The 16,009-nt window shown below is 59.2% G+C and carries 13 protein-coding genes; 4 read left to right on the forward strand and 9 right to left on the reverse strand.

The genetic code is table 11. The features are described from left to right. Positions 1 to 311: 311 nt before the first annotated feature. From NMAG_RS09000 to NMAG_RS09015, 4 genes are all read right to left on the reverse strand, one after another. The gene (locus NMAG_RS09000) at positions 312 to 1,424 is read right to left on the reverse strand and encodes a pyridoxal-phosphate-dependent aminotransferase family protein (RefSeq protein WP_004267567.1); all 1,113 of its coding nucleotides are present in this window, start codon (positions 1,422 to 1,424) and stop codon (positions 312 to 314) included. 137 nt (positions 1,425 to 1,561) lie between these two features. Next, complete coding sequence (locus NMAG_RS09005; RefSeq protein WP_004267566.1) at positions 1,562 to 2,665, reverse strand: DMT family transporter; 1,104 nt, start codon at positions 2,663 to 2,665, stop codon at positions 1,562 to 1,564. Between the two features lie 372 nt (positions 2,666 to 3,037). Continuing rightward, positions 3,038 to 3,535, reverse strand: a complete 498-nt coding sequence (locus tag NMAG_RS09010; RefSeq protein WP_004267565.1) for a cupredoxin domain-containing protein — start codon at positions 3,533 to 3,535, stop codon at positions 3,038 to 3,040. A gap of 216 nt (positions 3,536 to 3,751) precedes the next feature. Continuing rightward, a complete protein-coding gene (locus NMAG_RS09015) occupies positions 3,752 to 4,975 on the reverse strand; it encodes an MFS transporter (protein ID WP_191219376.1) in 1,224 nt (407 codons plus the stop codon). Between the two features lie 445 nt (positions 4,976 to 5,420). Here NMAG_RS09015 and NMAG_RS09020 point away from each other — a divergent pair, with 445 nt between their 5' ends. The 3 genes from NMAG_RS09020 to metX all read left to right on the forward strand — a co-directional run bounded on the left by NMAG_RS09020 (position 5,421) and on the right by metX (position 9,412). Then, on the forward strand, positions 5,421 to 6,317 hold the full coding sequence (locus NMAG_RS09020) for a hypothetical protein (RefSeq protein ID WP_012996591.1): 897 nt from the start codon (positions 5,421 to 5,423) through the stop codon (positions 6,315 to 6,317). A gap of 543 nt (positions 6,318 to 6,860) precedes the next feature. Next, complete coding sequence (locus NMAG_RS09030; RefSeq protein ID WP_004267561.1) at positions 6,861 to 8,201, forward strand: O-acetylhomoserine aminocarboxypropyltransferase/cysteine synthase family protein; 1,341 nt, start codon at positions 6,861 to 6,863, stop codon at positions 8,199 to 8,201. Beyond that, positions 8,198 to 9,412, forward strand: a complete 1,215-nt coding sequence (gene metX / locus NMAG_RS09035; RefSeq protein WP_004267560.1) for a homoserine O-acetyltransferase MetX — start codon at positions 8,198 to 8,200, stop codon at positions 9,410 to 9,412. Before NMAG_RS09030 ends, metX begins: the two co-directional genes overlap by 4 nt. A gap of 57 nt (positions 9,413 to 9,469) precedes the next feature. Here the strand turns inward: metX and NMAG_RS09040 are convergent, their stop codons facing one another. The 3 genes from NMAG_RS09040 to serB all read right to left on the reverse strand — a co-directional run bounded on the left by NMAG_RS09040 (position 9,470) and on the right by serB (position 12,122). Beyond that, positions 9,470 to 9,871, reverse strand: coding sequence for a hypothetical protein (locus NMAG_RS09040; protein WP_004267559.1), 402 nt, complete (start codon positions 9,869 to 9,871; stop codon positions 9,470 to 9,472). 175 nt (positions 9,872 to 10,046) lie between these two features. Beyond that, entirely contained in the window at positions 10,047 to 11,354 is a 1,308-nt protein-coding gene (locus NMAG_RS09045) for an RNA-guided endonuclease TnpB family protein (RefSeq protein WP_049939281.1), read from the reverse strand. Between the two features lie 129 nt (positions 11,355 to 11,483). Further along, positions 11,484 to 12,122: a phosphoserine phosphatase SerB gene (serB, locus tag NMAG_RS09050; RefSeq protein WP_004267558.1), complete on the reverse strand. Its 639-nt coding sequence runs from the start codon at positions 12,120 to 12,122 to the stop codon at positions 11,484 to 11,486. A 199-nt stretch (positions 12,123 to 12,321) separates the two neighbouring features. Between serB and serA the strand changes: the two genes are divergently transcribed. Next, a complete protein-coding gene (gene serA, locus NMAG_RS09055; RefSeq protein ID WP_004267557.1) occupies positions 12,322 to 13,908 on the forward strand; it encodes a phosphoglycerate dehydrogenase in 1,587 nt (528 codons plus the stop codon). 112 nt (positions 13,909 to 14,020) lie between these two features. On the opposite strand, the gene NMAG_RS09060 is transcribed toward serA, so the two are convergent. Continuing rightward, complete coding sequence (locus NMAG_RS09060) at positions 14,021 to 14,998, reverse strand: hypothetical protein (protein WP_004267556.1); 978 nt, start codon at positions 14,996 to 14,998, stop codon at positions 14,021 to 14,023. 358 nt (positions 14,999 to 15,356) lie between these two features. Next, complete coding sequence (locus NMAG_RS09065; RefSeq protein WP_012996593.1) at positions 15,357 to 15,812, reverse strand: hypothetical protein; 456 nt, start codon at positions 15,810 to 15,812, stop codon at positions 15,357 to 15,359. Positions 15,813 to 16,009 lie beyond the last annotated feature (197 nt).

Consider the following 16,009-nt stretch of genomic DNA (forward strand, 5'->3'; position numbering starts at 1 on the left):
GTGTTCTCAAATCAACCTACGTCCTCCCCGTATATAATATTTCACTTTCCTGGTAGGAATAGAGATGTGTTACCATGCAACAGTGTAGTAAACGACCGTTATAGACCCCATAGACCATTGTAACCAATACCATGGCAATTGTTGTCTGCATTACCGAACGATTATACATTCGAACGAAGATGATGCCGCTGTGAGTCCCAGCGGTGACGACAGTCACGACTGGGCAACACGAAGCGAGCGAGAAACGAACAGAACACAGAAAGCGCAAGACGAGTCAGAAACAGCTGTCGTGCTGGGTTCCAGCCCGGTAGCTACAGATCTGCAACGTCTTCGATCGCATCGGTCAGCGCCCGAATACTCTCGACATCGTGTTCACCCATGTGGCCGATGCGGAACGTCTTCTCACCGAGTGCGGAGCCGTACCCGTCCGAGAAGACGAAGTCGTACTCCTCGCTGACGGCGTCGATGGTTTCCGCGACATCGATTCCCTGCGTGTTCTCGATACAGCTCACCGTCTGGGACTCGTAGCCCTCCTCGGGGAACATATCGAAGTGTTCGCGCGCCCACTCGCGCGTGTACTCGGCCATCTCCCGATGGCGCTGGTCGCGCGAATCGTGACCCTCCTGGAGCATGTGCTTCATCTGCTGCCGGTAGGCGAGCATGATCGGAATCGCCGGCGTGGAGTGGGTCTGGCCCTTCCGGTCGTAGTAGTCGAGCGAGCGCTGGAAGCCACCGTACCACGACGCGGAGTCGGACTCGAGTTCGCGCTCGTAGGCGTCGTCGCTGACGACGCAGACACCGAGTCCCGGCGGCATGGCGAACGCCTTCTGAACCGACGTGAAGATGACGTCGATGTTGTGCTCGTCGATGTCGACGAAATCGCCACCTAGCGAGGAGACCGCGTCCACAATGAAGGACGTGTCCGGATACTCCGCGACCACGTCGCCGATCTCCTCGACCGGGTTTCGGACACCGGTCGAGGACTCGTTCATCACGCACGTGACCGCGTCGTACTCGCGGTCGCTCTCCTCGAGTGCCTCGCGGACGTCCTCGGGCTTGACCGCCTGGCCCCAGTCGTACTCGAGTGTGTCCACGGTCTTGCCCACCCGCTCGGCGACGTTGGCTTGGCGTTCACTGAAGCTGCCACAGGTCGTGACGAGGACGTTGTCGTCGACGAGGTTGAGGATCGAGCTCTCCATGAACTCGGTGCCGGAGCCGGTGAGGATGATGACGTCGTTGTCGGTGCCGAGGAACTCCTTCGTGTCCTCGACGATGGTCGTGTAGAGGTCGGTCATCCGGTCCATGCGGTGGCCGAACATCGGCTCGCACATGGCCTCGATAACGTCGTCGCGCACCTCAGTCGGGCCGGGGATGTACAGCGTCTGCTCGGGATAGTCGTCTCTGTATTCGCGTTTTTCGGTCACGGAAGCCACCTGAGTACCGCCTACTGGGTGGCGAGAGGGTATGGTAGTTTTGGATGGCGCAGTCGAAACGAAGGGGTAGTCGCTGAGTGAGCCACAGTACCTGATCGATCGAACCTCGAGTCAACGGAGGGGAATACCTAGTCGCCGTGTGGAGACGCCGACGCAGAGCCACCAGTCGTGTTCGTGCCGTGTGCGTTCGGCGTCGTCTGGGCGGTCGCCGAAGAGTCAGCTACAGCGTCGTCAGCGGCGATATCGATACCGATATCGCGGTCACTCAGATAGGAGTTTCCGGAGACGACGACGCTACCGTCCGTGAACGTCGGCCGCCGCGGGCCGTAGCCCACGATCGGGCCACCAATCTGCCAGAGCGCGTCGAGTTTGCAGAGTGCGAAGCCGACGATGATCAGCGCAAAGCCGAGGATCGTCAGTGCGGTAATCGACTCGCCGAGCAGCGCCCAGCCAAAGACGGCAGCGACGACCGGCGTCGCGTAGTTGACCAGGCTGAGTTCGGCCGCCCCCACGCGCTCGAGAAGGACGAAGTAGATGAGAAAGCCACCAGCCGTCGACGCCACGCCGAGGTAGAGGAGCGCGCTCGCCGAAGGGAGCGTCAGCGACGCCGAGGAAAGCCCCTCAGCAGGGTGGGCAACACTCAGAGCGTGCAAGACGGCAGCACCGACGACCATTGCCCACGCCTGCAGGGAGATGATCGGCAGCGACTCGTCGATTCCCTCGATGAGCACCGAACCGAGCGCGAACAGCGTCGCCGCGACGAACAGCAGTGCGACGCCGAGGATCTGCCCGTCGAGCGAACCGCCGGGAACCGCGATGACGACGATACCCGCCAATCCGACGAGCAGTCCGAGCACTGCGGGGGCGCGGATACGCTGGTTCGGCAGGAGTGCAAGTGCGAGCGGCGGCGTCACGATCGGTGTCAGACTCAAGACGATCGCAGCAACCGCACTCGAGACGTACGACTGTCCCAGAAAGAGGAACGCGAAGTGGCCACCAACGAGCAGGCCGCCGGCGACGGCGATCGCGTACCAGTCAGTCCGGGTCCGTGGTCGCCACTCGAGTTCCCGGATCGCGACGAGGCCGACGAAGACCAGCGCGGCGATGTCGAAGCGAAGCGCCGCAAAGAGGATCGGCGGAATCGTCGCGAGTCCGACCTCGATCGCGCTGAAGGCGGTCCCCCAGACGAGCGCGAGGGCGACAAAGAGCAGGATGTCTCTGTGTGAAATCATTTCTAGAGAAAATGGCCTGGGGGTACTTCTGTATTCTGATTATACATCGTCAGCGCCTGAGGATGCCGAATTCGGAGTTACATGGTAACAGTGAACAGTGATGAAGAACCGTGGTAGTCTCCGAAATCCGACAAACAGATACGCAGTGTGATACGTCGGCGATGATGGGTGGTTGGGAGCCAATCACTGATGGGTTGCGGGCAGTCACTGGCGGTGTGAGTAGAGAAAGAGGGTTTGGACGGGGATGGGGAGTGGATGATCAGTGGGCAGTTGGCGGACGATGAGCAATGGACGGTGGATGTGGATACCCAATGATGCCACTCACGAGCGAGCGCACACGAAAGAAGTCAAATGAAAGAACCGCGAGTGGCGTTATTCGTCGTCGAGCGGCGGTTCGACCTGAATCTCGCCCTGCATCTGGTTGTGTGGGTCACAGCGGTAGTAGGCCATCTCTTCGGTGGCGACGACGCCGGAGAGCGTCTGCTCGTCGTCGTTGACCTCGTCGGTCTGGTAGTCCTCGACGACCTCTTCGTTCTCGTCCCAGATGACGATGTTGTGGGTTCCGCTGTCCTGGTTGTACCAGGTGAAGTCGTACTCCTGGCCCTCGAAGAGGACGATCGTTGGGTTCTGCTCGTCGGCGATCATGTCAGGGGCGACGCCTTCCCAGCCGGCGGTCAGGCCGTCGAGTTCGATCGTGTCGACGTCTTCCCACGCTTCGACATCGATGTCGTCGCCGTTCTCGTCGCCGTTTGCGGCGCCGTTCTCGTCGTCAGTGTCGTCGTCGCTACATCCTGCGACGAGTGCGGTTGCGGCCGCCGCACCCGTGAGCTTCAGTGCTGTACGTCGGGAGAGAGGGTTGTCTCGACTCATCAACATTGTATTAGAGATCAGTGCATAAAAATGGCCCTCCTCTACCGCCGTCCAGTCATGCGATTTCATACCATAGAGGAACTGATCGGTAGAAGCGCTATACTGTGTAGAAAAACCATGTTACTCGAGAGTAAGAAGCAAAAAACGATATCAGACATCCTCAAGCGGACGTGTTGACGGCAGCAAGTGACAGGACGAGCAACGAGGTGAGTTGCGCTACTGGTCGGCCTGCGGTGATTTCGTTCCGGTCTCGAGTGACAGTCGCAAGAAGATCGGGATCGTGATGAGTGCAATGATGATCTCGAGTCCGCCAACGACGAGGAACGCGAGGTCGTAGCCGTAGGAACCGGCGACAGAGCCGCCGATGAGGAAGCCACCGAGGAAGCCAAGGCTCCCAGCGACGTTGAAGCCGGCCATCGCAGTCCCGCGTTCGCGTTCGTCGGCGAGGTCCGTGACGAGCGCCATCGTCGCAGGTGAGACGAGCGCGCCGAGAATGCCCACGACGACCATCGCCATCGCAGCGGTGCCGACAGACGGGGCAATCCCAACGCCGAGGATACCGAAACCGTAACAGGCGGAGCCGACCACGACCGGGATCGTCCGGCCAATTCGGTCGGAAAGCGATCCGAGTGGGTACTGCAGGAGGGCAAACGGCGCAAAGAAACACGCGAGCAACAGTCCCGTCGCGCCGGGACCGAGGTTGAACGTCTCTTGGAAGTACAGGGTTCCAACGAGTGCGAAGAAGCCCGCCGTCATTCGATCGACGAACCCGAAGGCATAAGGAAGTGACAGCGTGGGCCGCTGGCGCACTCCCTCGATCAGCGCGCGGGCGGTGCGACGAGACGCCGGCGTTCGGTCCTCGAGCCGAGAGACCAGGAGCCCAACACAGACGAGCAAAGTAGCCGCAGCCAGCAGTGGCGCAACCGGATCGAGTTCGGTCAGTTGGCCGCCGATCGGCGCGCCCGTTGCGGCCCCGAGTCCGATAGCGATGCCGGCCGCGCCCATATTGCGCCCGTGGCCGCCCTCGAGATCCATCAGCATCGTCATCGTCAGCGAGAGCGCGCCGATCGTCATCGCACCCTGCAGGACGCGCAACAGGAGGACACCCTCGAACGGAATGCTGCCGAGCGAAGGGACAACCGCCAGCGCGGCGTAACTGGCCGCGCCGGCCACCGCACTCAGGACGATGAACGGCGTTCGACGGCCAGTAATATCACTGATTGCACCCCAGATACCGACGAAGACGACGTAGGCGGCGAACTCGCTCACGAGGAACCACATGCTCGCATCGAGCGTCGTCGACGCAACGGGCGAACTCGCCGCATCAGCACCCAGCACGTCGACCAGGGTCGCGATACCCGGGTAGAGCAGCAGTTGCGAGAAGAGCACGGAAAAGACGACCGCCGCGAGCACGAGCCGGTCACGATCACTCGAGTGCACGACCGGTGGTTCGAACCAGGAGAATATGAAGGCGTCCGTCTCGTCGCCGTCCGTGCGCTCGCCATTAGATGCGTCGTTTGCCACCGCCAGGGAAGCCCGCCAGACACGTCAACAGGACTAATACCGTTAGCCAGTGATTTCTTAAATATCACTTACAGGGGAGTATTGAAGTCTATTTGGTGACCCGGACATCAACATCATACGTAAAAATAAATGTAGATGAACGAGGGGCTATTCAAAGACCGTTCCATTTGACCAATGAAGAGCGTTTTTTACAGAGATTTGGTTAAATATAGTGCATTGAATGGGCGGGATGAAAGCACATCATAAGTAGAAGAGATTTCAATAGGAAGAACCCCATTATATTAGATGGGAATTCTAATGGTAAATAATTAGTTTAAGCGTATACTGTAACTTTTAATATATGTAGTGAGTAATATAATGTATGGAAAGAAGAAAGTTACTCCAAGCAATTGGAAGCGGATCGGTTGGTATCGGTACTGTAGGTGCAATTTCAGGTAGTAGTACGGCCAAAGAAAACAACATTGCAGCACGAGATCACAGTGAGGACGCTACAGCGTCTCTAATCAAACAGGCTCAATCGGATTCGGACTTACGCGCCCTCATTGATCATGCAAATGAAAACGGATGGCGTATACCGTGGGACAGTGCAACAACTAAACGTATAACCAGCCAAACGGAAACAGGGTATTACGACTACATCGTTGTCGAGGCGGAGTCGTCTAGCCAACAAGTGGAGAAAGAGGAGGAGTTAGTATTCATTTGGATTGGTAACGATACAATGGGTTTAGACCTTTCGCACCATACAGTTATCCACCACGTTCAAAAAACGGACAAACCGACAGCTAGTGGCCTCTTTGGGTGGGACAAAGTAAAAGTGATAAAATCCGAGGCCGGTGATATTATCCAAACAGAGAGGGATTTCCATAGGGAGAACGAATTAGGAGCGGACGATTACACGTTCCCTCCCGGTGGTGGCAGTAGTGAATGTGTCGAAGTAGACGTCCAAATAGCTCCAGACGCAAAATGGGATTGTGTCGCCCTAGCTGTCGCGGGTGCGATTCCAACTTCCGTGCCATGTTCGACTTGTATTCTAGATGTTACACGTACGTCGTGTGCTGTCTGCGCAATTGCGACTGTTATATACAAGGTTTCCTCGATGCATTGCTTTTCTGATTTGGGGCCTGTCGTTCAAGCAGATGTCGAAGAATGGTTTTTCGAGGAACACGATGATTTCAGTTACTCGGATTTTGCGACCTGGACAGATGAGGCACTAGTTGTTGACGAAACCTTTTATAACGAAGACCTACCTGTCTGCTAGGTGAGCTATAGAGCCACATTTATACCCATATAGTTATGGGAAACTCAAATATCTAATACGGAGAAATATATAGAACACCATGATGAGTCCACTGATCTTGTTGTACACCATTTTATTTATATTTCTATTTTTGATTATAAGGAGAGAGTATGCAAGAGGCTCAGATAAGTATGAAATTTGTGGTTGGGTTATGGTGGCGGGAAGCTTTTTCTTCCTCTTTGTTACTACTACTGACATGCATGTTCCTATATTATCAAGGGTGCAAGAAGTGACTGTGTACGGTCTAATAGCCATTCAGGGGGTGGCAGCGTGGATGTTTCTCTGGTTATCGAATACATCAAAGTTTTAATATCTTATCTGTGTTAGACTGAATTGGTTATTAGCGTTGGTTTTACAGATAGTTATTAATACGACTACAGACGGCCACACCAGATAATCCGATTCAGCCCACGTTTTAACTCCGGAGTGTTATCACTAGCCACAGACAGCGGTTTTTGCCGTTACTGAGGCGCATATGAGGCTGGAGTTATATGCATACTGAACATGAGCGACGACGCGAGCGACGGGACCGACGCCGAGTTCGGGACGGCGGAATTCGGCACGCGGAGCGTTCACGCCGGCCAGCGAGCCGATCCGGCCACTGGTGCGCGCGCCCCGCCGATCTACCAGACGACATCCTACACCTTCCCCGACGCCGAGACCGCCGCCGAGCGCTACGCGCTGGCGGACGACGGTTACATCTACTCTCGAATCAGCAACCCCACCGTCGAGATGCTCGAGGACCGACTCGCCTCCCTCGAGAACGGCGCAGGAGCGGTCGCGACGGGCAGCGGTATGGCCGCACTCGACTCGGCTACCCTGATTCTCGCCGAAGCGGGCGACAACGTCGTCTGCTCGACCGACACCTACGGCGGGACGACGGCCTACTTTTCGAAGACCGCGACCCGCCGCGACATCGAACCGAAATTCGTGCCGACACTCGAGTACGATGCCTACGAGGAAGCCATCGACGAGGACACTGCTTTCGTCCACATCGAGACGATCGGCAACCCCTCGCTCGTCACGCCGGATTTCGAGCGCGTGGCCGAGATCGCCCACGAGAACGGCGTGCCGCTGGTGGTCGACAACACGTTCGCGACGCCGGCGCTCTGTCGGCCACTCGAGCACGGGGCCGACGTGGTCTGGGAGTCGACGACGAAGTGGCTCCACGGCTCAGGGACGACCGTCGGCGGCGTGCTCGTCGACGGCGGCACGTTCCCGTGGGGAGAGCACGGCTACGACGAAATCGCGGGCCAGAACCACGCCTACCACGACGTCGACTTCTCGCGGGACTTCCCCGAGACACCGTTCGCCGCCGCGGCCAGGTTCCGCTCGCTGCGCACCCTCGGCAACCAGCAGTCACCGTTCGACGCCTGGCAGACACTACAGGGACTCGAGTCCCTCCCGCTACGGATGGACAAGCACTGCGAGAACGCGGCCATCGTCGCGGAGTATCTGGCCGACCACGAGGACGTGGCCTGGGTCACACAGCCGGGACTCGAGTCGCATCCGACGCACGACAACGCCGCGCGCTACCTGAACGACTACAGCGGGATGGTCGCGTTCGGCCTCGAAACCGGCTATGCGGGCGGAAAAACGTTCTGTGAGAGCGTGGAAGTCGCCCAGTTCCTGGCGAACATCGGCGACGCGAAGACGCTGGTAATCCACCCCGCGAGCACGACCCACGGCCAACTCACCCCCGAGGAGCAAGAGGAGGCCGGCGTCACGCCGGATCTGGTCCGCATGTCGGTCGGCATCGAGGATCCCGCGGACATTCTGGCCGATCTGGAGCAGGCGATTGAAACCGCGACACGGACGACAATGGAGGGCGACGGACGAACATGACGACGACTGACGTCCAATCGCTCGGCGAGTTCACCTTCGAGTGCGGCGAGTCGATTCCCGAACTCGAAGTGGCCTACGAAACGTACGGCGAGTTCACCGGTGATAACGCTGTCCTCGTCTGTCACGCGCTGACCGGCAGCGCACACGTCGCGCGCCGCCCGGGCGCTGGCGACGACACTGCGGGGCAGGCCCGCGCCTGGTGGGGCGACGTCGTCGGTCCCGGGAAGGCAGTCGACACCACCGAGTACTACGTCGTCTGTGCGAACGTTCCTGGTTCCTGTTACGGGACGACGGGTCCCTCGAGTACGAATCCCGAGACGGGCGAGCCCTACGGCACCGACTTCCCGCCGGTCACGATCGGCGACTGGACGCGCACACAGCGTCGGCTGCTCGACGAACTCGGCGTCGGGCGGCTCCATACACTCATCGGCGGCAGCGTCGGCGGGATGAACGTCCTCGACTGGCTCTCGCGCTACCCTGACGACGTCGAACGCGCGGCGGCCGTCGCCACGGCCGCGAGACTCGACGCGCAGTGTCTCGCGCTGGATACGGTCGCACGCAGGGCGATCACGAGCGACCCGAACTGGAACGGCGGCCACTACTACGGTGGACCGGTACCCGAGGACGGCCTCGCGCGCGCTCGCCAGATCGGTCACATCATGTACCTCTCGAAGGCCTCGATGGCCCAGAAGTTCGGCCGGCGTTCGGCGGGCCGCGAAACGGTCCGCGAGGAATCACCGGACCCCGCAGCGTCGTTTTTCCCCTATCGCGAGGTCGAATCATACCTCGACTACCAGGCCGAGAAGTTCACCGACCGCTTCGACGCGAATAGCTACCTGTATCTCACGCGCGCGATGGACGACTACGACCTCTCGACCGGATACGAATCCGACGCGGCCGCACTCGCGGCCTTCGAGGGCGAACTCCTCCTTCTCTCGTTCACCGGCGACTGGCACTTCACCGTCGAACAATCCGAAGCGGTCGCCGAGGCCTGCCGCGAGGCCGGCGTCGACGTTTCTCACCACGTCGTCGAATCCGACCACGGCCACGACGCGTTCCTCGTCGAACCGGAGAAGGTCGGCCCGCCGCTGGCGACCGTACTCGAGGAGGGACTGTCCGGCCGGACGATTACGGACACGACGGATGGAGAGAAACCGACGGGGGAATCAGAGTCGTTCGCACCCGTTCATACGAGTCTGTTTTCCAAGTAACGTTTTCCAGGTAAGACGGGGTGCAACAACGAAGTCCAAACAGCGGAGTGCAACGCGTCAGTCGGCCGTGTTCACATGCCCCTGCCGCGAGGACGGGTCGTCCTGTCCGCCATCGAATCGAACGTACTGATCAACAACGTTGTGACCCGGTCGCCGGCGCGCCAGCCATCGTCGAAGGTCGCTACCCAGCAGGTCGAGCCCCGTCGCGCGCATGAATCGTCGCGCCGGCGGGGAGCGGAACATGGCAATCAGCGCCCACATCGTCCCGGCCGTAAACGTCCCGAGTGCCGAAAGTGTCATTCCAAGCGTCAGGAAAGTGATCGTATAGACGTAGCCGATCGTCATCGAAGGGATACTCGTTCCGAGCGGTATACGAGCGCTGGCGTTCGCCAGCGTTGGCCCGAGAAAGACCACGGAGAGGCCGCTACCGATCATGAACACGAAGTCTTGCCACATCATCAAATTCGATTACTCGATTGTGAGTTAAAACTCTCTCGGTCAGGAAATAGGCAATTACAGCGGATAGTCGGGGAACCAAGACCGTCGTCACCCACAATCATTGACCTCCTCCCGCGCCTAAAGTCGCGGGAATCCCACCATGGGATTTCAGGCCGAGCGAAGTAGCCTGTTGGTTTCAAGACGCATTCGTTCCATGCGTCACCTGCTGGGGTTCAGCATCGGCATGGCTGTCTTGTGGCCCGGTCAATGAGGCCCCATCCGTAGCCGAGTCATCGTCACCAGCCTTCTGCCGGGAAGTCCGGTCGCTTTGGCGGTGGCTCTCTCCACTACGGTAGCGGTCTGCGATATTCATCGCCCCGTTCACGTCAGCCTGGTATTCTGTGACCCAACAGTCGTCGTTCGAACAGCGGAACGTCGCCTGTCGTGGGCGAGAGCCGACCTTACCACAGGCGTGGCATTCTTTCGACGTGTTCCGGGGATTCACCGTCTCGACGGGAATCCCCTTCTCGGCGGCTTTGTACCGAATCTGTGCGTGGAGCTTCGCAAAGCCCCATCCATGTAACCGCCGGTTCATGTACGCGCCGTAGTCCATGTTCTCACGGATGTACGTCAGGTCTTCCAGTACCAGCACCGGGTTCTCGACGGACTCGGCGTATTCAACGACCTCGCGAGTTACCCGGTGGACCACGTGGTCAATCCGGTTCCACAGCGATTCGCCGTAGGACTCCGTGGTTCGCTCACTGCCACGTCTCTGAAGCCGTCGCTTGGCGGTGAAGTAGGTTTTGCGGAGCCTCCGGACGGTTTTGCCGTCGTTGGCCCACAGTTTGGGGCGAACCGGAGAGCCACTCTCATCGCGGTGACACACCGTGACGAGACTCGCTTCTCCGATGTCGACGCCGATCGGCGTCCTGTCGAGCCCAGCGAGACAGGGCTCGCCAGACGAGTCTGGCGGGGTCCGCTCGTTGGCAGACGTCGCAGATTGTTCCTCTACGTCGCGGGTGGCGGTGATGTGGAGATACCACGTCCCATCCCGCTCGAGGAGCCGACTTTCACCCATCTCGACATCACCAGCATACACTGCTTCCAGCCAATCCCGCTGGTCTGGATTGGCGTGTGCCGGGATCCAGAGGTGGTAATCGTCGTGATGAGGGATTTTGACGTACCACTCGAGGGCGTTCTGTGGCTTGTGGTCGAGTTGAACACCTTCGTTGGTAAACTTCACCGGATGGTCGTCGTGAAGTTCGTCGGTATCGTAGCTGCCGCCACAGAGTTGCGGGACGTACTGCTTGAGGGCGTTTTTAGCGTAGCCGGAAAGGTCGTACTCGACAACAATGTCGTTTGTGGCTGACTGGGTGGTGCAGTCGGCGTCGAAGGCTGCCTGAAGTGCCTGCTGATATGCCTCACGAGTCTCACAGAGCTTGCGCTCCTTGTGAGCATTGGGGTCGACGAGGCGCAACTCGAGCGTCTTCGTGACTTCAGGCATCCGTTCTGTACCCATCAATACGGCACAGGACACGATATACGTCAGCCATGCGGAGTGAAAGTAAAGGATGGAAATCCACCGCAGCGTCACTCCGAAAACGGACAATCAGAGGTGACCACGCTGCGTCGATTACTCGAGTACGGCGTTGGACTCGAGTACCTCGCGCGCTTCGGCCATCGAGGAGACGACGACGTCACAGTGTGGTTCAACAGCCGGTTTCGGCTCGAAACCGACCGCGAGGCCGGCGACCTTGAGCATCGGCAGGTCGTTTGCGCCATCACCGATTGCGACGGTGTCCTCGAGCTCGGCACCGACGTCGTTGGCGAGCGACTCGAGTGCGTCGTCTTTGGTGCCCTCGATTAGTGGGCCGTTGACATCGCCGGTGAGTTCGCCGTTTGCCAGCGGGAGGCGATTCGACACGATGTGGTCGACGGTGACGCCCTCGCGCTCGAGTGCCGCTGCGACGCCGCGTTCGAAGCCGCCGGTCAGGATGGCGGTCGTGATTCCGGCCTCGTTGAGCGTCTCGATCAGGTCCGCCGCGCCCGGTCGTAGTTCGACCTGCTCGTAGGCGGCGGTCGCGTCGGCTTCTGGTAAGCCGTCGAGGAGGGCTGCTCGCTCGCGGAGGCTCTCGGCGTAGCCGATCTCGTCGTTCATCGCGCGTTCCGTGATTGCTGCCATCTCGTCGGCGGCGTTACAGCGCTCGCCGAGCAGTACCGTCATCTCGGAGTCCGAAAGGGTCCCGTCGAAGTCGAAAGCGACGACTGTCATCGGTCGGCGATTGTGGGCGACCGGATAAACCAGTTCAGGTTCACGGCAGGTTTGACACTGGGACGTGTCACAGCGCCGACCAGGCATCGATTTACCCGGTCAACAGACAGCATAATCGACAGCCGGCAGCGACACGGTAGTTTTTGCCACCCGTGGCGACAACGGAAGGGTTTACCTGCTGCGCGCGATTGTCTCGCGCATGAACGTGCTCGTCACGGACCCCATCGCAGACGCGGGTCTTGACGTACTCAGAGACGCCGGCCACGACGTCGAAACGGGCTACGAACTCGAGGGCGAGGATCTCCTCGAAGCGGTGTCTACCGCCAACGGGCTCATCGTCCGCTCCGGAACGGAAGTCACCGAAGATGTGCTCGAAGCCGCCGAGGACCTGGTCATCGTCGGCCGCGCCGGGATCGGCGTCGATAACATCGACATCGAGGCCGCGACCGACAACGGCGTCATCGTCGCCAACGCGCCAGAAGGAAACGTCCGCGCCGCAGCAGAGCACACCGTCGCGATGACGTTCGCCGCCGCGCGCTCGATTCCGCAGGCCCACATCCGCCTGAAGGACGGCGAGTGGGCTAAAAGCGAGTATCTCGGTGCCGAACTCGACAGCAAGACGCTCGGCGTCGTCGGCCTCGGCCGTGTCGGCCAGGAGGTCGCGAAAAAGCTCGACTCGCTCGGCATGGACATCGTCGCGTTCGACCCCTACATCTCCGAGGAGCGCGCCGACCGTCTCGGTGCCGAACTCGTCGACTTCGAGGACTGCCTTGCCCGCGCCGACTTCCTCACTATCCACACGCCGCTAACCCCCGAAACCGAGGGGATGATCGGCCCCGACGAACTCGACCTGCTGGAAGGTGGCTACGTCGTCAACGTCGGCCGTGGCGGCATCATTCAGGAGGATGCCCTCGCCACCAAAGTCGAGGACGGCACCGTCGCCGGCGCAGCGCTCGACGTCTTCGCGGAGGAACCCCTCTCACCGGAGTCGCCGCTGCTCGAACACGACGACGTCATCGTCACGCCCCATCTCGGTGCCTCGACCGAGGCAGCCCAGGAGAACGTCGCAACCTCGACGGCCGAGCAGGTCAACGCCGCACTCGCTGCGGAGCCGGTCGCGAACGCGCTCAACGCGCCCTCGATCGACGAGAGCGCCTTCCCGCGTCTCGAGCCGTACATCGATATCGCCGAAACTGGCGGCAAGGTCGCCGCACAACTCCTCGATGACCGCATCGAGGACATCGAAGTTACTTACGAGGGCGACATCGCGGACGAGGACATCGAGTTCGTCACGGCCTCTGCACTGAAGGGCGTCTTCGAACCGCTGGAGTGGCAGGTCAACGCGGTCAACGCGCCACAGATCGCCGAAGACCGCGGCGTCGACGTGACGGAGTCGAAGACCCGCCAGGCCGAGGACTTCCAGAGCCTGATTTCGGTGACAGTCAGCAACGACGACGAGTCGATCACCGTCGACGGAACGCTCTTCGCGGGCGACGACCCACGCATCGTTCGCGTCGACGGCTACCGCGTGGACGCGATCCCGCACGGAAAGATGGTCGTCACGCGCAACACGGACGAACCGGGCGTCATCGGCCTCATCGGAACCGTGATGGGCAAACACGGCGTCAACATCGCCGGCATGTTCAACGCCCGCGAGGCCCACGGTGGAGAGGCACTGACGGTGTACAACGTCGACAGCCAGGTGCCCGACGCGGCCAAGGACGAGCTCAACGAGGACGACCGGATCATCGGTGTCGATTACATCACGCTGAACGGGCAGAACTGACGGCTGACGGCTGAAGTCCGAAGTCCGAAATCTGTGAATCGAGTATACCAGAACACCGCCTTTTCGCCGCACTCATACGGGCCCTCTGAACACGTCTCGCCAATTCGAGTACCTACTCGTCAGGCCCGGGCGACACGTTCGGCGCACCGCCGGTAATCGTCACCGTGCGCCCCTCGACCTCGGTATCGTGGACATCGTCCGAAATTCCCTCGAGTTCGGCCACGATGTCGTCGGTCGGCTCGACCCCCTCCTCGAGGATGAACACCCAGGTCATCGTGTCCGCCATCGGCGACGCACTCGAGACGCCCCAGATGTAAATCTCGTCGAGCGAGACGTCGCTCTCTTCGGGTGCGTTGTACTCGCCGGTGACAGTCGTCTCGTGGGGGAACTGTCGGAAGAGGTGGGTAAACTCCTGGTCGATATCTTCCAGACGGTCGTGGCTGCCGTGGTGGGCGTCAATCCGCTCCTCGTAGTCCGGGCCGATGACGATGGCCGACTCGCTGACGGCGATGTCCCGCCGGCCCGACGTGTTCGGAATCGGCGCGTCGATGACCGCGAACCCTTCGTACTCGTCGACGAACTCGTACTCGTCGTCGTCCTCGACGCCCGCGACGATGGCGTCTCGGTCGAACGAGCCGAAAAAGACCTGCGTGAGCGACTGAAGCAGGTGTGCGTCGACGACGTCTGCTGAGACCTCGAAGTACTCGGGGAAGACGCTCTCGAAGTCGGTTCCCTCGGGGAACTCCTCGGTGTAGTCGAAGCGGCGATTGCCGCCGTTGAACGGGTCCGCGTCGGTGAGCCAGGTCCGGAAGGCAGCGGCCTCGTCCCAGTCCGCCTCGATGTCACGGTCGGGAATCTCGCGTTCGAAGCCCTCCTCGCTGTCGGCCTCGCCGTTACCGTCGTGACCGTTCGAGTCGCCGTCGTCGGACCCGTTGCCCGACGGCTCGTCCGTGTCGCCGCTGCTCATACAGCCGGCCAGTCCCGCCAGGCCGACCGCAAGCGTGCCGATAGCGCCACGGCGCGTGATCGTCATCGTAGTCGTCGAACTCGAGTTGCTCATGTGGTAGGCGTCGACCACGGATGGGCCCATAACTACTCGTGACTGTCTATCGCTGTGAGAACGTCCGTAAGTTGGTTGGGCAGCGTGGTGTGTGATTTAGTGTGTTGCTATTGTAACACGATATAGATGGTATTGTTGGACAGGGTATTTCTGTTATATTGCCCCCGACAAACAGTATCGTTGGAATCGCCACCTCGGGCTTGATACCAGACCAAGGACTATCCTAGATCCCCCCATCGAGAATGGTCAAAGAATCGATATATAGGTGACACCATTGCTCACCAACCACAATACGACTGGAAGGTATGTTCTACTTGGAGGTGGATGATATAACGACTAGCGGAACAGTATCAACAATCTCCTACAGGAGAGCGAACGAAAAAGATTCTTACTTCATTGCAGCACTAATGAGGACTCCTGCGATTGCTCCGACAGTACCAATGAAGAGCGGCACGATTAGCGTGACCGCAATACTTCCCAGCGGTGGGATCCCCTCCCACGGTCGAAAAAAATAGAGTGGAAATGCAACCAATCCAAAGGGGACAATTAGCAGAAGCGGAGTCGTAGTTCCGTATCGCTTTGCAGTGATCCATCCAGCGGCAGCCGATCCACAGAGACCACCTATCAATAGGGCTACCCACAACATAAGAAATCCAGCAGCGACACCTTCTGCAAATAGGTCGAAAATCTGGATACCAAGCATACCCAGTATGTATGAAAAGCCCACAACACCAACAATTAACCCATTAGGAATAGTAATTGAATATAAAATTGTCTTTAAAACGGGGATCAAGTGAAATCGGGCGACCGATTGACCGAGGGGTTGAGACTTCTCATTATCCATTTTATAGAAATTATTAATTTCCTTGATTATAAATACTTTCTCATTATAAACACCACCAATATTTCTATCAGAATGGTTTGTGATTAATGTCTATGATTTTTAAATTACTCAAACAATTATGTTTTCCATCTCAGAAGCCATATTAGCATCTTTTTATTCCTTGCTTGTGAAACAACACTCTTGTGAAGGGTACTGAT

It is taken from the genome of Natrialba magadii ATCC 43099, from assembly GCF_000025625.1.
Taxonomy (GTDB): Archaea; Halobacteriota; Halobacteria; order Halobacteriales; family Natrialbaceae; genus Natrialba; species Natrialba magadii.